We start from the raw sequence: 22,113 nt of genomic DNA on the forward strand, positions 1-22,113 counted from the left end.
TGATAATTGGTCAAATAATTGTTGATAAAATCCGTTTGGCTCACCCACATGCTCAAACCACTCCCTACCCACGAACTCCCCGCTAAAGCAAAGCCTGCATAAAAACCCACGCTAGAATGTTTTTGCGCGTTATCAATGAAATTATAAAGATAGTCTATCCCAAGCCCATAGAGGTGGTTATTCATTTTGCCTAAACCATCAAAGCCGTTACCCACAAAACCAAAATTAGTGTAACCATAGTCATAGAACAAGTAATAGCGCAACCCTTGATTTTTTTTCTTGGTGAAGAAATGCTTATAACCCACATTCAAGACTACCCCATACATGCTTGAAATGTTTTTAGAATAAGAGTTGGGATCAAGCGCGTTTAAGGAATTTGAAATTTCAGCAATTTGAGAAGATAAAGAAGAAAGCATGCGGTTTTGAGATTGAGCAAATTGCACTTCTAAATTTTTTAAGTTTTCTTCAAATTCTAAAGGGTTAGTGGTGGGTTCTTGTATTTTTTCTAACGCTTGGACTAGTTTAGGGTTAGATGCAACGCCACCGCTAAGCATGACTATTTTTCCAATATTTTGAAAGGTGGATTGGAGGTAGTATTGTTCGGCTTGGATTTCAGTAGGGGTTAATTTGGAGTTGTTTTTCAAAGCGTTGTTAATGTAGTTAAAGGTGTTTTGCATGCTGGTGATTTCATTTTTAACTTGATTGAGTTTATAGATTTTATTTTGAGCGTTAGAAATGGTTTGGATGCGTTCTTGATTCAAAAAAGGGTCATTGTGCTGGATGGCATGACTGATAGAATATTCAAACCCCACGCTCGCATACGCCCCATTTTCTTCAGCAATACAAAAAGATAAAAATAATAAGGGTAAAGATAAAGGAAATAAGGTTTTTTGAAATTGCATGGGTGATCCTATTAAAAATAATCTCAATGATACACTAATTTTAATAGAAAAAAGTGAAACAATTTTTAAGCCATTTTTGAATACAATAAGAGCATTTTATTTTTAAGGTTAGAATAATGAGTTTGATCGTTACGCGCTTCGCTCCATCGCCCACTGGCTACCTCCACATAGGAGGCTTAAGGACAGCCATTTTTAATTATCTTTTTGCACGATCCAATCAAGGAAAGTTTTTTTTACGCATTGAAGACACGGATTTGAGTCGTAACTCCACAGAAGCGGCTAACGCCATTATAGAGGCTTTCAAATGGGTAGGGCTAGAATACGATGGCGAAATCCTCTACCAATCCAAACGCTTTGAAATTTATAAAGAATACATTCAAAAACTCTTAGACGAAGACAAAGCCTATTATTGTTACATGAGCAAAGATGAGTTGGACGCTTTGAGAGAAGAGCAAAAAGCTAGGAAAGAAACCCCACGCTATGACAATCGCTATCGTGATTTTAAAGGCACGCCCCCTAAAGGCATAGAGCCTGTCGTAAGGATTAAAGTCCCCCAAAATGAGGTGATTGTTTTTAATGATGGGGTTAAAGGCGAAGTGAGAGTGAACACTAACGAACTAGACGATTTCATTATCGCTAGGAGCGATGGGACGCCCACTTATAATTTTGTGGTTACTATTGATGACGCTTTAATGGGGATTACTGATGTGATTAGAGGCGATGATCACCTTTCTAACACCCCTAAACAGATCGTTCTCTATAAGGCTTTGAATTTTAAAATCCCTAATTTTTTCCATGTGCCGATGATTTTGAACGAAGAAGGGCAAAAATTAAGCAAACGCCATGGGGCCACTAATGTGATGGACTATCAAGAAAGGGGCTATCTTAAGGAAGCTTTAGTGAATTTTTTAGCGCGTTTGGGGTGGAGCTATCAAGATAAAGAGGTTTTTAGCATGCAAGAATTACTAGAATGGTTTGATCCTAAAGATTTGAATTCTTCGCCCAGTTGCTTCAGTTGGCACAAACTTAATTGGCTCAACGCTCATTATTTAAAAAACCAAAGCACACAAGAATTATTAAAACTTTTAAAGCCTTTTAGTTTTAGCGATCTCTCGCATTTAAACCCCGCTCAATTGGATCGCTTGTTGGACGCCCTCAAAGAAAGATCTCAAACCCTAAAAGAATTAGCCCTTAAAATAGATGAGGTTTTAATCGCTCCTGTGGAGTATGAAGAAAAGGTTTTTAAAAAACTCAATCAAGCGCTCGTCATGCCCTTGTTAGAAAAATTTAAACTGGCGTTAGATAAAGCTGATTTCAACGATGAAAGCGCTCTAGAAAACGCCATGCACCAAATCATTGAAGAAGAAAAGATTAAAGCGGGTAGCTTCATGCAGCCTTTAAGATTAGCCCTTTTGGGCAAGGGGGGCGGGATAGGCCTTAAAGAAGCGCTTTTTATTTTAGGCAAAACAGAGAGCGTCAAAAGAATAGAAAAGTTTTTGAAAAACTAAAAAATTGGCTCTGTTTTCATTGGATATTAATAATAAAAGGGCTTGATTTTAGCGGTTGTGATAAACAACTCCTTTTGAAAATAAGAGGGTTTTAAGAGAAAAATGAAAAAATATTTCTAAAATTTTTTGCCTTGATTGGAATCAAGCTTAAAAGTTGGGTTCAGACAATCTTTGGGCAAACTGATCGTTTGAGGAATGATCTCATAATGGCAATAATTTTCATCTTCAAAGAGAGGTTTTACCAATAAGCGGTTTGAAAAAAGCCGATTTTCTTGATTAGGATTGATAACACCATTGTTTAAAAAGAGGAAAGTTCGTGCGAGTTTGGTTATTTCGTTTGGGTTATGACTGACTAATAACACGCTTAAATTTTCACGCTTGATAAAATCAAGCAAACCTTGTTGCACCTCGTTTTTTAAGGTATTATCTAGGGCGTTTAAAGGCTCATCTAAAAGCAATAGATTTTTGGCTGCGATTAAAGCTCTTGCTAAAGCGACTCGTTGGGCTTGCCCGCCAGAGAGTTTAAGAATTTTTTGCTGACTTAGATTTTCTAAACGCATTAAGCGTAACACTTCGTGGATTTTATTTTTATCTTTAGGGTGAGCAAAGGCGATGTTTTGATACACATTTAAATGAGGGAATAGGGCGTAATCTTGAAACACAAAGCCGATTTTTCGTTGCTGTGGCTTTAAGAAAATCTTTTTTTGAGTGTCTAGCCACACTGAACGATTGACTTCAATATAGCCGCTATCCACCGCTTCAAGCCCTGCTAAAATGCGTAAAATCGTGCTTTTACCCGCACCCGATTCTCCTAATAAAGCGACAACTTCTGCTTCTTTAATTTCTAAGTCTATATTCAAATCAAACGCGCCCCTAGATCCTAAAAGGCGTTTTTTAAACCGCGCTTTTATCATAAAAACGAGTTTTGTTTTTTATTTAAAAATAGGGTAACAAACAAGAGGCTAAAACTAATGAGCGTGAGCGTTAAGGCGTATTGATGGGCTTTAGAATAATTGAGCGCTTCAGCTTCGTTAAAAATCGCAATGCTCGCCACTCTTGTTTCCCCTAATATATCACCCCCAAGCATCATCACCACGCCAAATTCGCCTATAGTGTGCGTAAAAGTTGTAATGATAGCCATCAACACACTGGGTTTGATGTTAGGGAGCAGGACAAAAAAAAGGGTGTAATATTCCCCTTTACCCAAACTATAACTGGCTTCTTTTAAAGAAGTGGGCAAGGAAATTAACGCGCTCTTAATAGGGCTTACCATAAAGGGTAAGGAAAAAATCACACTCCCTAAAATAAGCCCTTGAAAACTAAAAACGAGTTTCACATTGAATACATCTTGTAAAAACGCTCCCAAAAAAGAAGAAGGCGAAAAGATCAAAAGAAGATAAAACCCTAGCACGCTTGGGGGTAAAACTAAAGGCATATACACAAGCGTTTCTGTTAAGCTGGTTAAAAGATTGCGTTTAAGGCTTAAAAAATAGCCCAAAAAAATCCCTATAGGGAGTAAAATAAGGGTGGTAATCAAAGCTAAAGAAAAGCTCAAACGCATGGTAATCAAAAACTCATGATCCATTGTTCGCCTTTTTTATGCGTTTCAATCCACAATATAGCCGTATTCTTTAAAGATAGCTCTAGCTTTAGGGCTAAATAAAAAATCTTTAAAAACTTTGGCTAAAGGGTTATTAGCCCCATTTTTAGTGATAATCAAGGCTTGTTCAATAGGGTTATAAAGGGCTTTATCAATGATGAAATAAGAGAGATTTTTGTCTTTTTTATCCATCAAGGATAACGCTCCAAAGCCTATTTGAGCGTTTTTAGTAGCGACAAATTGATGGGCTTGAGAAATAGAAGTGCCATAAATGATTTTAGATTTAAGACTGGAAGCGAGCTTTAAATGATCTAAGACTTCCATGCTGGCTTTTCCATAAGGGGCTAGTTTAGGATTAGCCATAGCGATATATTTAATTTTAGGGTCTTTAAGAATTTCTAAAGAATGTATTTTTAGATTTTCGCTCCACAAAACCAACACGCCTTTAGCATAGACTTCTTCTTTAAAAGGGGTTATTTTTTCATCATAAAGCTTTTTAGGTCTAATCATATCCGCTGAAATGAATAAATCAAAAGGGGCGTTTTGAGCGATTTGAGCGTAGAGCTTGCCTGAAGAATTAAAGCTAATCTTAACAGCGTCTTTGGGGTGTTCTTTTTGAAATTCTTTAACAAGGGCTTTTAAAGTGCGTGTGAGGTTAGCAGCAGCAGCGATTTTTAAATCTTGTGCCAACAGGGCGCTTGAAAAAAATACGATTAAAAAGGCAAACGCTTTGAAAGTATTTTTCATAGAACTCCCTTTGATTAAATGATTGAAGTTATTGATTATACCTATTTGTATCTTAAAAATTTGTATTTTAAAAGTTTGAGGCGGTTTGTTTTGTGGGTGTATCCCACTTATCAGTATTTAACCAAGATTTCCACTCTAAAAACCCTCATCTTTGATAAAAAATTAAATCTTTTAGAAAAATAACCGATTTTAAGGTGTAACTTTAATTCAACAAGAAGGATTTATTATGATTAAAAGAATTGCTTGTATTTTAAGCTTGAGTGCGAGTTTAGCGCTGGCTGGCGAAGTGAACGGGTTTTTCATGGGTGCGGGTTATCAGCAAGGTCGTTATGGCCCTTATAACAGCAATTACTCTGATTGGCGCCATGGCAATGATCTTTATGGTTTGAATTTCAAATTAGGTTTTGTAGGCTTTGCCAATAAATGGTTTGGGGCTAGGGTGTATGGCTTTTTAGATTGGTTTAACACTTCAGGGACTGAACACACCAAAACCAATTTGCTCACCTATGGTGGCGGTGGCGATTTGATTGTCAATCTCATTCCTTTGGATAAATTCGCTCTAGGTCTCATCGGTGGCGTTCAGTTAGCCGGAAACACTTGGATGTTCCCTTATGATGTCAATCAAACGAGATTCCAGTTCTTATGGAATTTAGGCGGAAGAATGCGTGTTGGGGATCGCAGCGCGTTTGAAGCGGGCGTGAAATTCCCTATGGTTAATCAGGGCAGCAAAGATGTAGGGCTTATCCGCTACTATTCTTGGTATGTGGATTATGTCTTCACTTTCTAATTCATTCTTCCATCCGCTCTTCTTTATCAAATTAAACCCTAGCCGACTCTTAGAAGGTTGGGGTTCAAAAATCTTTTTTATAAATAGAAAGTTTGCCTTATTGCAGTATAATCCTAGCGTTTTAATTTTTATTCCACTCAATAGAGCGTTTGGTGTTTGCGTTTGAAAGCGGGTTTAGTAAGATTTAAATAATAAATTACTTATATATATTTGATAGATATTATTTTATTTAATAGTGTTATTTAATGGCTCAATTTAATAAGATAGTTTCGCTTTGATTTCTTTAAAACAAATTGATTCTACTGGGGAAAGGTTTTTATGGAAAACAGCACACTTTATATTGTTATTGCTGGCTTATGGCTTGCTGTAGGCTTTGGAATCTTTTTAAAGAAATTAGACATGCCTGTTATCATTGGCTACATTTGCACAGGAACGGTCTTAGCGGCTTTTTTTAAAATTAATGATTTTAATTTGTTGTCTGATATTGGTGAATTTGGTATCGTCTTTTTAATGTTTATGATAGGCATTGAGTTTAATTTTGACAAGCTCAAATCCATCAAACAAGAAGTGCTGGTTTTTGGGCTTTTACAAGTAGTTTTATGCGCTTTAATCGCTTTTTTACTGGGGTATTTTGTTTTGGGTCTTTCACCCATTTTTTCCCTTGTTTTAGGCATGGGGCTTTCGCTCTCTTCAACCGCTATTGTGCTGAAATTCTTTGAAGATTCCAAACAGCTTAGCACGCCCATGGGAAAGAGCGCGGTGGGGATTTTGATTTTCCAAGATATTGCCGCCATTCCCATGCTTTTAATTTTGACGATTCTAGGCAGTAAAGATTCTAATGTTAATTTACTCATTCTTAAAACTTTTATTTCAGCAGGGATTATTTTAGTTCTTTTGTTATTGCCTGGAAAAAAAGGGGCTAATCTCATCTTAGAGCAAGCAAAAGACACGCGCTTGCCTGAAATTTTTATAGGCACGATTTTAGTGATTGTTTGCAGCGCAGCGGGGTTGAGCCATTTTTTTGGGTTTTCTATGTCTTTAGGAGCGTTCATTGTGGGCATGGCCATTTCTAAATCGCGCTATAAAATCAATGTCCAAGAAGAATTCGCGCAATTGAAAAACCTCTTCTTAGCCCTTTTTTTCATTACGATAGGGATGCAAATTAATGTGAGTTTCTTTATGGAGAAGTTCTTTGTTGTCATCTTCTTACTCATTTTAGTGATGGGTTTTAAGACGGCTATCATTTATGCGCTTTTGCGTTTTTTTAGAGACGCTAAAACTGCCATAAAAACCGCTCTTTCTTTAGCGCAAATCGGGGAGTTTTCTTTTGTTATCTTTTTAAATTCAGGCTCGCACCAGCTCTTTAATTTGCAAGAAAAAAAAGGGATTCTTGGTCTTTTGCACCAAAAAAATATCTTAAATATCGCTCAAAATGACATCCACCAGCTCCTTATTCTCATGGTGGTCTTTTCTATGTTGGCAACCCCTTTTATTTTAAAATACCTAGAATCCATCGCTCAATTCATTTTGCACCAAAAGAGCCAAGAAAATGAGCCGGCTAAAAAATAATGGCGCAAAAACCAAATGATAAGTTTGCTTGTGTTGTCAGTGTTATGTTAAAATACATGCATATTTTAACTCCAAATTGGTATAAAAAGGGGATTTCATGAAAGAGCAAGAATGGGATTTAAGCACTTTATTTGAAAATAAAGAAAGCGCAGAAGAATTTTTAAAAACCTTACAAACAGAAGCGCAAGAATTTGAGAGTGCTTATCAAAACAACCTTAAGAATTTAGACGCTACAGGATTTGCCAACGCTCTTAAACGTTACGAAAATTTGTCAGAAAAAATTTCTAGAGCGATGACTTACGCTCAATTACTTTTTGCTAAGAACACTAAAGAAGCGAAGTTTTATTCGCAATGCGAAATGGCTTGCGCGAATATCCAACAACACCTTTTGTTTTTTGAAATTGAATTCAAGAATTTAGACGCCAAAAAACAGCTCGCTTTCATTAAAAAATGCAAAGACCATGCTTTTTATCTAAACAACCTCATAGAAAAGAAAAAGCACACCTTAAATTTAGATGAAGAAAAGATCGCTCTAGCCCTTTCACCTGTGGGAGTGGGCGCGTTTAGCCGTCTTTTTGATGAGCATTTTTCTTCTTTGAAAATCCCTTTTGAAGAGCAAAATTTAAGCGAGGAGGAAATTTTAGCCCTCTTGCACAACCCCAAACGCAAGATCCGTAAAAAATCTCAAAAAGCTTTCAGCAAAGCGTTAGAAAAATCCCGCCCTTTGCTCACTTACATTTTAAACATGGTGCGTAAAGATTTGCTCATTGAAACCAGGCTGAGAAAATACGATAAAAAAGAGAGTTTCCGCCACATTGACAACCAGATCTCGCAAGAGAGCGTGGATAGCATGATAGAGATTGTGAACGCTAATTTTTCTTTAGTGCATCGTTACTACCATCAAAAAGCGCAAATTTTAGGGCATAAACTCAAAGATTACGACCGCTACGCTCCTTTAAACGATGAGAGCATCACCATGACTTACTCTCAAGCTTTAGAAGAAGTGCTTAAAACCCTTAAAGCCTTTAGCCCAGAATTTCATAAAATCGCTTCTAAAGCAATTAAAGAAGGCTGGGTGGATTCACACCCTAAAGATTTTAAGCAAGGCGGGGCTTTTAGCCATGGCGGGGTGCCTAGCGCTCACCCTTATGTGTTGTTAAACTACACAGGAAACCGCCGAGACGCTTTCACTATCGCTCATGAATTTGGGCATATGATCCACCAAGAATTATCCAAAAAACAAGGCGTATTGAACATGGATACGCCCTTAACCACCGCAGAAACCGCTTCTGTCTTTTCTGAAATGCTGTTTTTTGAGCATTTAAAAAAGGGTTTAAAATCTGATGAACTCCTTTTCATGCTGGCCGGCAAGCTAGAGGATATTTTTTCTACCCTTTTTAGGCAAGTGGTGATGACTAATTTTGAAAGAAGAATCCATGAAATTGATGAAGAATTAGACACCAAAGATTTTGATCGAATCTGGTTTGAAGAAAACCAAAGAATGTTTGAAAAGAGCGTGAAACTCACTAAAAACTACCATTTGTGGTGGAGCTATATCCCCCATTTTATCCATTCGCCTTTTTATTGCTACGCTTATAGTTACGGGCAGCTTTTAACTTTGGCGCTTTATGGGCTTTATAAAAAAAGCGACGCTAAAGAGTTTGTTAAAACTTACACGGAATTTTTGAGCTTAGGAGGGTCAAAAAGCCCTAAAGAATTAGTGTCCATGTTTGGCTTTGACATTGATAGCAAAGAATTTTGGGAAATTGGCATGCAAGAGGTGCGTCATTTGTTAGAAGAATTTGAAAGGTTGCTCGCATGCAAAGAGAATTAAGACTTTTAAACAACAAGCATTGCGTTGAATACTTGCAATTTCTCTCCAAAAACCATTTGAGTTTTAACCTTTTGTGCGAAAGAGAGGCGATTGATTTTTCCCCCAAGCTCCCTAAAGAAATTCATGAAAAATTCGGCGCGTTAGTGCTGTTTGTTTTAGCCGGATACACCTTAGAAAGCTTGATGATTGATGCAAAAAGCGTGCAATTTGAAGCTGGGTTTGGCCCTAATAACATTGGCAGCGTGGTTCAAGTAAAACTTCCTGGAATCATTCAAATCCTTATCAAAGAAAAAAATGAAAATGCCGTTTTATTCAATCGTTGCGATTCGCTTGAATTGTTCCACAAAGAAGAACCGCCCTTTCAAGATCCAAAAAAAGACGAGCGAGAGTCTAAAGAGTGGTTGGACTCTAAAGAGGCCCTTTTTTCCAATTCCAAAAACCGTGCGATTTTAGAAAATCTGCACAAAAGTTAAAGGAATCATTGATGAGCGTTTTGAAATTGCATGTAAAAGTCTTTCGTTTTGAAACCAACAAAGATTACAACCCTGCTTATGAGTCTTATTTTTTAGAATACCAAGAAGATCAATACCTTTTGGATCTTTTAAAACAACTCAAAGGCGTGAGCTATAGTGAAAATATCGCGCTTAAAATCAACCAAATTGCGGTGTTTGAAGACGCTAAAGTGAGCGATTTGGTAGCGTTTTTTTCTAAAGAGTGGGTGCTAGATCCCCTATCCAAACGATACGCTTTAAAAGACTTGATGATTGATGAAAAGACGGTTTTAAAAAACTATGAAGATTTTTTCAAACAAATCCCCTACATCACTAAAGGCGAAAAAGAAGAATTAGAAAAGTTTATCCAAATCAATTTTATCAACCCCCAAACCAACCCTAAATATCTGGGCGATGGCTTTTTCTTGTATGTTAAATGGCTGATGAAGCGCTACCCCACAGAGCGCAACCGGTTGTTAGAGATGATTTCTCAGCCTGAAAGCGGCGTGATGAATTTTTTAAGCGTGGCGCATTACCTCTATAAAAACGATGACAACATTGACCATGAAATCTATGAGTTGCAAGAAATCCTAACCAATTCCAAAATCAAGCCATGGAAAGATTTTTCTAAAAACCTTTTAAGCCTTTTCCAATACAACTCTAACCCCCCTAAAACGCCTAACCCCCCTAAAACTTGTGCGCTCTTTAACGCTTATGCGAAGCATTTAGACGCGCAATCGCTCCTAAAAAGCGCTAAGCTTTATTTGGAAAAAATGGGGCAAAAAATCATTGATCTGCCTTTTTGTTATGATGGGGGCTATTATGGGAAGATTATAAGCACGCATGATTTCCTCACCGCTTCTGCGTATAACCTGGCTCTAGCCAAAGCCAATGGCGTTTCGCTCATTTTTTGCGAAGAAGACGCGTATTTGAATATCTTGCATGCTAAAGAAGTTTTAGACAACAACCCTGAAATCATCAACTCCGTCAATGAAAAATTAAAAAAATACCAGCTTGTTTATGAAAAAGGCGTTGAGATCGTCTATCTTAATGAATGGGTTAATGAATTTTTGGCATGGGAATTGAAAAGCCCTTTTGACGCATTTTTAGGGGCTGAATTTTCTCGTATTAAACGAAGCGATCATTTTTTCAATAAAATCCGTTTAAAAGCCCCCCATTTTTTAGAATCTTTTCAAAATTACGCCCCCCTTTTAGAAGTCAATGAAGCAAGCGGCTTACTCCAGTGCGCGCATTTACGCTATTTGGGGATTGATTTAGGGGCGGATTTTTTAATCGCGCATTCTTTGGGGCTTTTTCACGCTTTTGAAAATTTAAGCTTAAAAGCTTCAAAAGTTTATAAAAGAGATAATGACAACACCCCCACTTTATTTTTACCTCAAATCGTACTAATGGCTATGGGGGAAAAAAACACGCAAGCTTTAGGGCTTGATACGCATTATCATAAGGTTACTTTCATTTAAGATGAACGCTTTTTTAAAACTCGCGCTCGCTTCTTTGATGGGAGGGCTTTGGTATGCTTTCAATGGCGAAGGCTCTGAGATTGTCGCCATAGGGATTTTTGTATTGATTTTGTTTGTTTTTTTCATCCGCCCTGTGAGTTTCCAAGACCCAGAAAAACGAGAAGAATACATAGAACGGCTTAAAAAAAACCATGAGAGGAAAATGATCTTACAAGACAAGCAAAAAGAAGAGCAAATGCGTCTTTATCTAGCCAAAAAAGAGCGAGAGAGCAGGCAAAAACAAGATCTTAAAGAACAAATGAAAAAATACTCATAAAGGAAAAAAATGGAAATCATTTTATTAATTATTGCGGCGGTTGTGTTGTTTTATTTTTACAACACCCTCAAAGAATATCTAAAAAACCCCCTAAACCCTAAAACCAAAACCGAAGAATACGACTTGAAAAATGACCCCTATTTGTTAGCGCAATCTAGCCCCCTAGACAAATTCAAGCAAACCCAAATAGGCGCGTATATGCGTCTTTTAAAATTTTTAGACATTCAAAAAAACGCTTTGGATAACGCTTTAAGAACGCTTTTTATCCATGAATTAGAGCAGCCCTTAAACAGCGAACAGCAAAATTTAGCCAAAGAGCTTCTCAATGAGCCTTTGGATCAAAAAGAAAATTTTGAATCCTTATGCCAAGAAATCGCTGATCACACGCATGGAGAATACACCAAACGCCTGAAATTAGTGGAATTTCTTATGTTATTAGCCTATGCTGATGGGATTTTGGATAGCAAAGAAAAAGAATTGTTTTTAGATGTGGGGGCGTTTTTGCAGATAGACAATCAAGATTTTAACGAGCTTTATGACAATTTTGAACGCTTCAATGCAATAGAAATCCCTATGTCTTTAGAAGAAGCAAAAAGTCTTTTTGAAATCCAAACTCACACCACCAAGCAAGATTTAGAAAAAAAAGCCTTGGATTTAAGTGCTCCCTACTACCATAAAATGAATGACAACAAACGCTACAGCGAACAAGATTTTATCTCGTTGAAAAAGATCGCCCTCGCTTCCCAACTCTTAGAAAATGATTTAAAAGACTCCTAAGAGGTCTTGTGAAAAAGGCTATTGAATGCCCTTTTTAAAAGCCCTAGAATCTTTTGATGCACCCTTTTTAGAAAAAGAAATTTTAAAGCGTTTTAGGGATAATTTAGTTTTTTTCAAATCTTATAATCCCCATCTTTTTAACGCTCTCAATACGCCTTTTAAAAATTACCAATTGCTTTTTGAAGAAAACCACTTCAATCTCTTGCACACACCCACAAACGCTTTAAGCTACCCTAAAAATCAAATGGTAGAAATCGCTTTCAACATGGCTTCTAACCCCCTGAATAATCCCAGATGGTCCTTAGACAATAACCACCTCTCTTTAAATTATTTAAAAACTCAAAACAACCCCAAACTCCCCCTAACCCTTAAAGCCACGCATGCGATCTCAAACTTTTTAGATGATTATCAAACGCCTTGCTCTTTAAAGAAATTCTTACCCCCTACCATGATTTATGGCGTCTTAGACGGCTTGTTTTTGGCCATTTTACAGGCTCAAAATTACCGCTTCCATTCGCTTTATTTGTTTGAAGAAAATTTAGATTTGTTTAAAATCAGCTGTTATTTTGTGCGTTATGAAGATTTGATTACAAAAGGGGCTAAACTCTTTATTCAAGGGTTTTTTAACCCCAATGAATTAAAAATGGATTTTTTGAAACGCCCTATCACGCATTCTTTTTTAAAGCTAGAAATCATGCCCTATAAAAGCGCTTTCAATTCACGCATGAAAGAAAACATTCAAAGCTATTACAAACAAGCTTTAAGGGGTTGGGGGAGTTTTGAAGATGAATTGCTAGGATTAAAAAACACGCTTAAAAACTTACCCTTATATCCAACTCTAAAAACCAAACCTAAAAAGATTAACGCCCCCATTTGCGTGGTGGGTAATGGGCCAAGCCTGGATTTATTGCTAGATTTTTTAAAAGAAAATGAAGATCATTTCATCATTTTTTCATGCGGAACCGCTTTAAAGCCTTTAAAAACGCATGGCGTTAAAGTGGATTTTCAAATAGAAGTGGAGCGCACAGACTATCTTAACGAGGTTTTAGAAAAAGCCCCTTTAGAAGACACCCCCTTAATGGGGGCTAACATGCTCAATCCTAACGCTTTTAATGTAGCCAAAGAAGCGTTAATGTTTATGCGTGGGGGGAGCGCTTGCGCGTATATAAGCCCTTTAAATATAGAATACGCAGCGCCTTTTGTGGGCAATGCCGGGGTGGCTTTAGCGAGTTTGATGAGCGATGAAATCTATTTGTGCGCTTTAGATTGTGCTTACATTAAAGGGTTTAAAAAGCACGCTCAAAATTCCTATTATGAAAATGAAAAAGAAATTGACACTTCATCTTTGATCAGCATAGAGGGTAATTTTAAGGGTTATGAAACTTTTAGCGACTCGCTTTTTTTGCTCTCTAAAGAAAGGATTGAAGAAGCCCTTCATTATTACCGGCCTAAAAAAGTCTATAATCTAAGTTATGGGGCTAAAATCAAGCATGCTTTTAGTATCAATCATTCTCAAGTAAGATTGAAACATTCCAACAAACAAGAAGCTACCGCTCGCATTAAAAGCATGTTTAGCCCTAGAAATAATCATGCTAAGGATTTAAACAATTTACAAAAAAATCTCATTCGTTTTAAAGAGGATTTTTTCACGCAATTAAACACGCCTTGCAAAACCAAGCAAGAAATATTTGAATGGGTGGATAGCTTGAGTGGGTTTTGCCAAACCGCCAGTGCTAAAACCCCCACTATAGGCATTTTATTTGAAGGGAGTATCGCTCATATTTTACAAAGCGTTCTAATCGTTTCATTGCATCTTAACGAAAATGAGCTGACGCATTTTATCAAGTTCTCTCAAAACACCTTAAAACAATTCCTTAAAAAAGCTTGTTTATTGTTACAAATGCAACTCAAACAACCATGATTTTTATTTTTACACTATAATAACAACCTTAAATCAAAGGGGTGTTCATGCCGCACAATGAAATCACAAGGGTTCAAGTCCCTGCCTTAATGCATTTAGCTAGGCTAGGCTATGATTTTATTCCCATTAATTCTAAAGAAAATAAGCCCAACCTAGACACGGACACTAATATTTTAACAGAGAGCTTCACTAAAGCGTTTAAGCGGTTAAACCCCACTAAAAACGCACAAGATTCGCTGACTGAAATGAAAAAACGCTTGAATTATGATGATTTGGGCAAAAGCTTTTATGAATACTTGCTCAAAAGCGAGAGTCAAATCATAGACTTTGACAACCCTAACAACAATCTTTATGAAATGATGGCTGAATTACCCTATAAATCCTTTAGACCTGACATCACCCTTTTTATCAATGGCTTGCCTTTGGTGGATATAGAAGTTAAACAGCCTTTAGCCGGACAAGGCATTAAAGAGGAAAAAGTTCGCCATATCCAACGCTATGAAAACCCTGAAAACAAAGTTTTTTATAACCTTGCGCAAATTTGGCTCTTTAGCGATAACTTGCCCTATGATGAAAAAAACCTCGATCAAGGCGCGTTTTATAGCGCTTCATATTCGCCTATTTTCCAACGCTTTATTGAAGCTGATAAGCCAGATATTACCCCCCCGAAAATCATCAAAATGATCAAAACCACAGATCGCTTGAAGAAATTCAAAAAAGAATCTTAAACGAATTTAACCTTAAAATCACCGACTGCCTAAAAAGCCCTAAAAACACCCCCACAAACTCCCTTTTAACTTCATTTTGCTCTCCAAAAAGGCTGTGCTTTATCCTAAAATACGGCATCAGTTTCTTAAAAGAAAAATCGGAGTTTAAAAAACACATTTGGCGTTACGCGCAGATGTTTGCGAGCTTGAATGTTTTAAAAGAATTACAAAAACATTATGGAACTAACCCAAAAGACCCCCTAAAGGGCATCATCTGGCACACGCAAGGCAGCGGTAAAACCGCTTTAACCTATCATTTAACCAAACTCATAAGAGACTTTTTTAGCCCGCTAGGAAAAAAGACTAAATTTTATTTTATTGTGGACAGGTTGGATTTATTAGAGCAAGCCAAAAACGAGTTTTTAAAAAGAGGCCTTTGTGCGCATGAGGCAGAAAATAAAGAGGATTTGAGCCAAAAATTAAAAAGCTCTAGCGTGTTTGAAAACCCTCAAGGGAATGATGAAATCATCGTTGTGAATATCCAAAAATTCAAAGCCCCCAATGAAGAAAAAGCCCACAATGAGGACCCCTCTAATAGCGCTCCTAAAGAAATCATTTCTAAAACAGAATTACAAGAATCCATTCAAAACAGCCACGATTTACAAAGGGTGTTTATCATAGATGAAGCCCACAGAAGCTATGACCCCAAAGGTTGTTTTTACGCTAATTTGATAGAATGCGACAAGACAGCGATTAAAATCGCTCTCACAGGCACGCCCCTATTAGAAGACAACGTGCAAGATAAAGCCACTAAAAACACTTTTGGCAACTACTTGCACACCTATTCTTATACCGAATCCATTAAAGACAAACACACCCTAAAACTCCAGTTAGAAACCATTGAAACGAGCTACAAAGAAAAACTGCAAGAAATCTATCGCCTTTTACAAGAAAGCATCACCATTGAAGACATAGAAGTTAAAAAAGAAACGATTTTTAATGATGAAAAATACATTAAAGAAATGCTCTCTTATATCATTAGAGATTTATTGCATTTCAGGAGTTTGAATGATGATGAATCTTTAAAGGCGATGGTGGTTTGTTCTTCAAGCAAGCAGGCCAAATTAGCTAATTGTCTTTTTAATGAAGTCCAAGAAAAAGTCTTACAAGAAAACCCTAACTTAAAAATTTTAAACAAACTCAAATCCAGTCTGATTTTGCATGACGAACAAGAAGTCAAAGAAAAGATTTATTCTTTTAAACATGGGGATACTGATATAGTCTTTGTGTTTAACATGCTTTTAACCGGCTTTGATTTACCCGGTCTCAAACGCCTTTATATCCACAGAGAATTAAAAGATCACAATTTGCTCCAAGCCCTAGCCAGAGTGAATCGCCCCTATAACAACATGTCTTTTGGCTATCTTATAGATTTTGTAGGGATTCAAGAGAATTTTGACAAAACGACTGATGATTACTTGAAAGAATTAAACCAATTCAACCAAAGCGGCGCCAATAGCGATTCTAATCTCAAAGACATGTTTGCGGATCGTAAGATTTTAGAAGAAGACATTAAAAACGCCTATGACGATCTTTTTGATTACCCCATTGACAACATAGAGGACATGACTAGTGCCATTGTCAATATGAGCGAAATGAACGAGCTTTTAAAAGTTTCGCACGCCATTAACACGCTCAAAGAGCGCTACAATTTGATCCGCACTTCTAGTGATGAAAAAATCCTTTCACTAAAAGAAAAAATGGATATTGAAAAGATCAGCAAAATCTCTTCAATGCTTCATAAAAAAGCCAAACAACTCCATGTGTTAAAAAACATCAATGAGCCTAAAAACCCAAACGATCTAATCATTTTAGAAGACCTCATCGCTCTTTTAGACTTTAAAATAGAGTTTAAAGAAAGCAAAGAATTACGCTTTAAAGAACAAGAAGAAATTACCAACAAACAAAAGCAAGTTAAAGAGATTTTAGAAAAAATCCCAGATCAACAAGATAAAGAAATCCAAAAGTTTTACAAAGACTTTTCAAAACTACTCCAAACGCCCGCAACGAGCCAGAATTTTGAGGAAATTTCTCATTCCTATGATGCGATCATTTCACAACTCAAACAACACAAAGAACAAACCACCCACTTATTAAACAAATACGATAATGATTTGTCTTATGCGAGCACGCATAAGCGCCTTCATAAGCATCTCATGGAACAAAACATTTCTAACCCAACGGGAATTTTCACGCTTTTAAAAGCCTTAAAAAGCGCTATTGATGCGCGTATTTCTAAGCGTCAAGAAATCTTAGACGAAGAAAATTACCTAAAAAATGCCATAAAAGTAGAATTAAATGACGCTTTCAAAAAAAACCCCTCCTTAAAAGATTTAGAAAAAGAAACAGAACTTATCATTCAAACCCTTTTTAACAATCTCACGCAAAACCACCATCAAGGAAATTCACATGCCTAATAACGCTTTATTGCAAATCAAACAAGACACTCTCAATCTCATTGATGATTTAAAAGCCATTTCCACGGGTTTTGGTTTAAGGAATGACGGCAACGAATACAAGATCATCACGCAATGCTTTTTGTATAAATTCTTATGCGATAAGTTTGAATTCCTTTTTGAACAAGAATTCCCCAACCAAACGATACAAGATTACAAAGACTTTAACGATGAAGAAAAAGAAGATTTCTTTATTACCTTAACCGATAAAAGACTCCCCAAACTCGCCTATGATGAGCTTTTAAGCTACCTTTTTGAAAAACATTTTAACGATAACGATTTACACCTAAAACTAGACGCTATTTTTAACCGCATTTCTAGCAATAATGCCGAACTTTTTAACACCAAAAGCACGGACAAAACCACTATCGCCTTATTTGAAAGCGTCTCACAATACATTAATGAAGAGTCTAAAAGGGCTAATTTTACAAGATCTTTATTAGACAAACTCAAAAATTTTAATTTCAAACAAGCTTTTTTAAACCTAAAAAACCAACAAGGCTATGATTTTTTCGCCCCCATTTTTGAATACTTACTCAAAGATTACAATAGCGACAAAGGAGGCAAATACGCCGAATACTACACCCCTTTAAGCATCGCTAGCATCATTGCCAAGCTTTTAATTAATGAGCCGACTCAAAGCGTCAAAATCTATGACCCAAGTGCTGGCACAGGAACGCTTTTAATGGCATTAGCCCACCAAATAGGCACCAATTCTTGCACCCTTTATGCCCAAGACATTTCGCAAAAATCCTTAAGAATGCTCAAACTCAACCTCATTTTAAACGACTTGACCCACTCTTTAAGAAACGCCATTGAGGGAAACACCTTGACCAACCCCTACCATTCTAAAGACTTTAAGGGGAAAATGGATTACATCGTGAGTAACCCCCCTTTCAAGCTGGATTTTTCCAACGAGCATGCCGAGATTTCGCAAAACAAAAACGATTTTTTCTTAGGCGTGCCTAATATCCCTAAAAACGATAAAAGCAAAATGCCCATTTACACGCTCTTTTTCCAGCATTGCTTGAACATGCTTAGTAATAAGGGTAAGGGGGCTATTATCGTGCCAACCGGATTCATTAGCGCTAAAAGCGGGGTAGAAAATAAGATTGTCAGGCATTTAGTGGATGGAAGGCTCGTTTATGGGGTAATTTGCATGCCCAGTCAGGTTTTTGCCAACACCGGCACTAACGTGAGCATCATCTTTTTTCAAAAAACGCCCAGCGCAAAGGAAGTAATTTTGATTGACGCTTCCAAACTCGGCGAAGAATACACCGAAAACAAAAACAAAAAAACGCGCTTAAGAACAAGCGATATTGATTTGATTTTAGAAACTTTTCAAAATAAAACCCAAAAAGCGGATTTTTGCGCTCTGGTTTCTTTTGATAAAATCATAGAAAAAAATTATTCTCTAAACCCCGGGCAGTATTTCATTATAGAAGACACCAGCGAGAAAATAAGCCAAGCAGAGTTTGAAAATTTAATGTGGCAATATTCAAGCGAACTCACAAGACTTTTTGATGAAAGCCAGAGCTTGCAACAAGAAATTTTAGAAACTTTAAAAGGGGTTAGGTTTGAGTGATAATAAAACATATAAACTTAAAAATATAGGAAAAATCGTAAAAGGAAAAACCCCTAAAACTTCTAATTTAGACTTTTTTAATGGCAAATACATGTTTATTACGCCAAATGATTTGCATGGCATATATCGTATTATTAAAACACCAAGAACGCTTAGTGATAGTGGTTTAAAAAGCATACAAAACAACACAATAGATAATACAAGCATTCTTGTAGGGTGTATAGGTGATGTGGGTATGGTTCGCATGTGTTTTGATAAATGCGCAACAAATGGGCAAATAAATTCTATTACAAACATTAAAGATTTTTGTAATCCATTCTACTTATACTACTATCTATCTAACAAAAAAGAGCTTTTTAAAAATATAGCTGTCTCTACAGTTGTGCCAATTATTCCCAAAACAATTTTTCAAGAAATAGAAGTCTTATTGCCAAATATAGAAACACAACAAAAAATCGCCCGCACGCTTTCTATCCTGGATCAAAAAATAGAGAACAACCACAAAATCAATGAGCTTTTACACACGCTCGCTTATAAAATCTATGAACATTATTTCAAATACAAACCTAAAAATGCAAAGCTAGAACAAATTATTATTGAAAATCCTAAATCTAGTATTATGGTTAAAAACGCCCAAAAAACCCAAGATAAATACCCCTTTTTTACAAGCGGAGATAATATCCTATCCTATCCTAAAGCGATCATTGATGGCAGAAATTGCTTTTTAAACACTGGAGGTAATGCTGGTATTAAATTTTATGTAGGCAAAGCTTCTTATTCAACGGATACTTGGTGTATTTGCGCTAACGAATTTAGCGACTATTTATATTTACTGCTTTCAAGTATAAAAACTCATATCAATCAAAGCTTTTTTCAAGGAACTAGCCTTAAACACTTACAAAAAAATTTGCTTAAAAAATATCCTATTTACATGCCGTCCACGCATGAAATTAAAAAATTTAATCAAATTATTATGCCACTACTCACGCTTATATCCATTAACACAAGAACTTCTAAAAAATTAGAACAAATCAGAGATTTTCTACTCCCCCTACTCCTAAAACAACAAGTCAAACCCCAATGAAAATATAAAAACCAAAAATAAGCAATAACTAAGAAAACTTATATTAGAATACTTCTTTTTGATTGCGGAGTATGGCGCAGCCTGATTAGCGCGCACCCTTGGGGTGGGTGAGGTCGTGGGTTTGAATCCCGCTACTCCGACCATGACTTTTTAAAAAAACTTCAATGATTATCATTTCATTATATAATCACACCAAACAAACTGATTTTTAAACATGATGATTTAAAGGATTTTTATTGAATCGTTTCTTTAACCGAGAGCTTTCATGGTTAGCTTTTAACACAAGGGTTTTGAACGAAGCCAAAGATGAGAGCTTGCCTTTATTAGAGCGCTTGAAATTTTTAGCCATTTATGACACGAATTTAGACGAATTTTACATGATAAGAGTGGCAGGGCTTAAGCAACTCTATGAGCATAAAATCGCCTCTAAAGGCATTGATGGCACAAGCCCTGAAGAACAATTAGAAAAAATCAAGCATTATTTAGCGCATGAAATTGAAGAAAGGGAGTTAGAATTTCAAAAAATCCAAGCCCTACTCTTTAAAAAAGGGCTTTGTATCACCCCCTATAATGAATTGAATTTAGAGCAAAAAGCTAAGGCTAAAACCTATTTTAAAGAGCAACTTTACGCGTTAGTTTTGCCTTTTAAGTTGGATTCTTCGCACACTTTCCCGCCTTTAGCGAATTTGACTTTCGCGCTTTTTGCCCGCATTAAAGACAAAGAAACCCAAACCACCTCCTATGCGCTCATCAAACTCCCCTCTTTTATCTTCCGTTTTGTAGAGCTAGAAAAAGGCTTGTTTGTGCTGGCTGAAGAAATCGTAGAAGCGCATTTAGAAGAATTGTTTTTAGATCATGAGATTTTAGATTGCATGGCGTTTAGGGTAACTTGCGATGCGGATATTGCCATCACTGAAGATGAAGCGCACGATTATGCGGATTTGATGAGTAAGAGTTTAAGGAAACGCAATCAAGGCGAAATCGTACGCTTGCAAACCCAAAAAGGGACTCAAGAGCTTTTAAAAACCCTTTTAGCGTCTTTAAGGAGTTTTCAAACCCATTCTTACAAAAAGCACAAGCTCACCGGCATGCATATCTATAAAAGCGCGATCATGCTCAATTTAGGGGATTTGTGGGAATTAGTCAATCATAGCGATTTTAAAGCGCTTAAATCGCCCAATTTCACGCCCAAAATCCACCCTCATTTCAATGAAAACGATCTTTTCAAATCCATAGAAAAACAGGATCTGTTGCTGTTTCATCCTTATGAAAGTTTTGAGCCTGTGATTGATCTAATAGAGCAAGCCGCTAGCGATCCCACCACCCTTTCTATCAAAATGACGCTTTATCGTGTGGGCAAGCATTCCCCCATTGTCAAAGCTTTAATTGAAGCAGCGAGCAAGATTCAAGTGAGCGTTTTAGTGGAATTAAAAGCACGCTTTGATGAAGAAAGCAATCTGCATTGGGCAAAAGTTTTAGAAAGGGCGGGCGCGTTAGTCGTCTATGGCGTTTTCAAACTCAAAGTGCATGCTAAAATGCTAGTGATCACTAAAAAAACAGACAACCAATTACGCCATTTCACCCATTTAAGCACGGGCAATTACAACCCTTTGAGCGCTAAAATCTATACCGATGTGAGTTTTTTTAGCGCTAAAAATGAAATCGCTAACGACATTATCAAGCTTTTCCATTCCTTGCTCACTAGCAGCGCGACTAATAGTGCATTAGAAACGCTTTTTATGGCGCCCAAACAAATCAAGCCTAAAATCATTGAACTCATTCAAAATGAAATGAATCACAAACAAGAAGGCTATATCATTTTAAAAGCCAACGCCCTAGTGGATAGCGAAATCATTGAATGGCTCTATCAAGCCTCTCAAAAAGGGGTTAAAATTGATCTCATTATTAGAGGGATTTGCTGTTTAAAGCCCCAAGTCAAGGAATTGAGCGAAAATATCAAAGTGTATTCTATTGTGGGGAAATATTTAGAACATGCACGCATTTATTATTTTAAACATGAAAATATTTATTTTTCTAGCGCGGATTTAATGCCCAGAAATTTAGAAAGGCGCGTGGAATTGCTTATCCCGGCCACAAACCCAAAGATCGCTAATAAATTGTTGCATATTTTAGAAATCCAATTAAAAGACACCTTAAAACGCTACGAGTTAAATTCTAAAGGCCGTTACGCAAAAGTTTCAAACCCTAACGATCCTTTAAATTCGCAGGATTATTTTGAAAAACAAGCCCTTAAAACCTTTTAAGGGTTATCGTTCAAATCATAAAAG

Annotated in this window: 21 protein-coding genes and 1 tRNA gene; 17 read left to right on the plus strand and 5 right to left on the minus strand. The window is 36.7% G+C overall.

Annotation, left to right across the window (positions count from 1 at the left end):
* Positions 1-902 (minus strand): outer membrane protein (locus FIM44_RS01465; protein WP_140578736.1); only part of this gene is annotated, 902 nt, incomplete at its 3' end.
* 116 nt (positions 903-1,018) lie between these two features.
* Here FIM44_RS01465 and gltX point away from each other — a divergent pair.
* Positions 1,019-2,410, plus strand: coding sequence for a glutamate--tRNA ligase (gene gltX, locus FIM44_RS01470; RefSeq protein WP_140578738.1), 1,392 nt, complete (start codon positions 1,019-1,021; stop codon positions 2,408-2,410).
* A 116-nt stretch (positions 2,411-2,526) separates the two neighbouring features.
* On the opposite strand, the gene FIM44_RS01475 is transcribed toward gltX, so the two are convergent.
* Genes FIM44_RS01475 through modA form a run of 3 tightly spaced genes read right to left on the minus strand, consistent with a single transcriptional unit; the run spans position 2,527 to position 4,757 of the window.
* A complete protein-coding gene (locus FIM44_RS01475) occupies positions 2,527-3,324 on the minus strand; it encodes an ATP-binding cassette domain-containing protein (RefSeq protein ID WP_140578740.1) in 798 nt (265 codons plus the stop codon).
* Positions 3,321-3,995, minus strand: coding sequence for a molybdate ABC transporter permease subunit (gene modB / locus FIM44_RS01480; RefSeq protein ID WP_120928271.1), 675 nt, complete (start codon positions 3,993-3,995; stop codon positions 3,321-3,323). The genes FIM44_RS01475 and modB overlap by 4 nt, the downstream gene beginning before the upstream one ends.
* Positions 3,996-4,016: 21 nt before the next feature.
* Positions 4,017-4,757 (minus strand): molybdate ABC transporter substrate-binding protein, encoded by a 741-nt coding sequence (gene modA, locus FIM44_RS01485; RefSeq protein WP_120928273.1) that lies wholly within the window; start codon positions 4,755-4,757, stop codon positions 4,017-4,019.
* 18 nt (positions 4,758-4,775) lie between these two features.
* Here modA and FIM44_RS08455 point away from each other — a divergent pair, with 18 nt between their 5' ends.
* The 11 genes from FIM44_RS08455 to FIM44_RS08545 all read left to right on the plus strand — a co-directional run bounded on the left by FIM44_RS08455 (position 4,776) and on the right by FIM44_RS08545 (position 14,661).
* Positions 4,776-4,940, plus strand: a complete 165-nt coding sequence (locus FIM44_RS08455) for a hypothetical protein (protein ID WP_162972905.1) — start codon at positions 4,776-4,778, stop codon at positions 4,938-4,940.
* A gap of 43 nt (positions 4,941-4,983) precedes the next feature.
* Positions 4,984-5,544, plus strand: coding sequence for an outer membrane beta-barrel protein (locus tag FIM44_RS01490; RefSeq protein WP_000595776.1), 561 nt, complete (start codon positions 4,984-4,986; stop codon positions 5,542-5,544).
* Positions 5,528-5,710 (plus strand): hypothetical protein, encoded by a 183-nt coding sequence (locus tag FIM44_RS08540; protein ID WP_140578741.1) that lies wholly within the window; start codon positions 5,528-5,530, stop codon positions 5,708-5,710. The genes FIM44_RS01490 and FIM44_RS08540 overlap by 17 nt, the downstream gene beginning before the upstream one ends.
* 152 nt (positions 5,711-5,862) lie before the next feature.
* On the plus strand, positions 5,863-7,113 hold the full coding sequence (locus FIM44_RS01500) for a cation:proton antiporter domain-containing protein (RefSeq protein WP_100999443.1): 1,251 nt from the start codon (positions 5,863-5,865) through the stop codon (positions 7,111-7,113).
* Between the two features lie 97 nt (positions 7,114-7,210).
* On the plus strand, positions 7,211-8,947 hold the full coding sequence (locus FIM44_RS01505; protein ID WP_140578743.1) for a M3 family oligoendopeptidase: 1,737 nt from the start codon (positions 7,211-7,213) through the stop codon (positions 8,945-8,947).
* On the plus strand, positions 8,932-9,420 hold the full coding sequence (locus FIM44_RS01510; protein WP_140578745.1) for a hypothetical protein: 489 nt from the start codon (positions 8,932-8,934) through the stop codon (positions 9,418-9,420). Before FIM44_RS01505 ends, FIM44_RS01510 begins: the two co-directional genes overlap by 16 nt.
* Before the next feature lie 11 nt (positions 9,421-9,431).
* Positions 9,432-10,919: a DUF5644 domain-containing protein gene (locus FIM44_RS01515; RefSeq protein WP_140578747.1), complete on the plus strand. Its 1,488-nt coding sequence runs from the start codon at positions 9,432-9,434 to the stop codon at positions 10,917-10,919.
* Position 10,920: 1 nt separating this feature from the next.
* Positions 10,921-11,235 (plus strand): hypothetical protein, encoded by a 315-nt coding sequence (locus tag FIM44_RS01520; RefSeq protein WP_162965906.1) that lies wholly within the window; start codon positions 10,921-10,923, stop codon positions 11,233-11,235.
* A gap of 9 nt (positions 11,236-11,244) precedes the next feature.
* Positions 11,245-12,012 carry a TerB family tellurite resistance protein gene (locus tag FIM44_RS01525; RefSeq protein ID WP_140578748.1) on the plus strand — a complete coding sequence of 256 codons (768 nt, stop codon included), beginning with the start codon at positions 11,245-11,247 and terminating at the stop codon, positions 12,010-12,012.
* A gap of 25 nt (positions 12,013-12,037) precedes the next feature.
* Positions 12,038-13,933, plus strand: a complete 1,896-nt coding sequence (locus FIM44_RS01530) for a motility associated factor glycosyltransferase family protein (protein ID WP_140578750.1) — start codon at positions 12,038-12,040, stop codon at positions 13,931-13,933.
* 47 nt (positions 13,934-13,980) lie between these two features.
* A complete protein-coding gene (locus FIM44_RS08545) occupies positions 13,981-14,661 on the plus strand; it encodes a type I restriction endonuclease (protein WP_238699882.1) in 681 nt (226 codons plus the stop codon).
* Here the strand turns inward: FIM44_RS08545 and FIM44_RS08745 are convergent.
* A complete protein-coding gene (locus FIM44_RS08745) occupies positions 14,645-14,779 on the minus strand; it encodes a hypothetical protein (protein ID WP_274595359.1) in 135 nt (44 codons plus the stop codon). The genes FIM44_RS08545 and FIM44_RS08745 overlap by 17 nt on opposite strands.
* Before the next feature lie 55 nt (positions 14,780-14,834).
* Between FIM44_RS08745 and FIM44_RS01535 the strand changes: the two genes are divergently transcribed.
* The 5 genes from FIM44_RS01535 to FIM44_RS01555 all read left to right on the plus strand — a co-directional run bounded on the left by FIM44_RS01535 (position 14,835) and on the right by FIM44_RS01555 (position 22,089).
* Positions 14,835-17,117 carry a DEAD/DEAH box helicase family protein gene (locus tag FIM44_RS01535; protein WP_238699883.1) on the plus strand — a complete coding sequence of 761 codons (2,283 nt, stop codon included), beginning with the start codon at positions 14,835-14,837 and terminating at the stop codon, positions 17,115-17,117.
* Positions 17,110-18,741 carry an N-6 DNA methylase gene (locus FIM44_RS01540; RefSeq protein ID WP_140578752.1) on the plus strand — a complete coding sequence of 544 codons (1,632 nt, stop codon included), beginning with the start codon at positions 17,110-17,112 and terminating at the stop codon, positions 18,739-18,741. The genes FIM44_RS01535 and FIM44_RS01540 overlap by 8 nt, the downstream gene beginning before the upstream one ends.
* Positions 18,734-19,825 (plus strand): restriction endonuclease subunit S, encoded by a 1,092-nt coding sequence (locus tag FIM44_RS01545; protein ID WP_140578754.1) that lies wholly within the window; start codon positions 18,734-18,736, stop codon positions 19,823-19,825. The genes FIM44_RS01540 and FIM44_RS01545 overlap by 8 nt, the downstream gene beginning before the upstream one ends.
* 65 nt (positions 19,826-19,890) lie before the next feature.
* Positions 19,891-19,968: transfer RNA gene (locus tag FIM44_RS01550), tRNA-Pro, on the plus strand.
* A gap of 93 nt (positions 19,969-20,061) precedes the next feature.
* On the plus strand, positions 20,062-22,089 hold the full coding sequence (locus FIM44_RS01555) for an RNA degradosome polyphosphate kinase (protein ID WP_140578755.1): 2,028 nt from the start codon (positions 20,062-20,064) through the stop codon (positions 22,087-22,089).
* Positions 22,090-22,113: the final 24 nt, after the last annotated feature.

Origin of the sequence: Helicobacter pylori, from assembly GCF_006440215.1 — a bacterium.
GTDB lineage: Bacteria > Campylobacterota > Campylobacteria > Campylobacterales > Helicobacteraceae > Helicobacter > Helicobacter pylori_CS.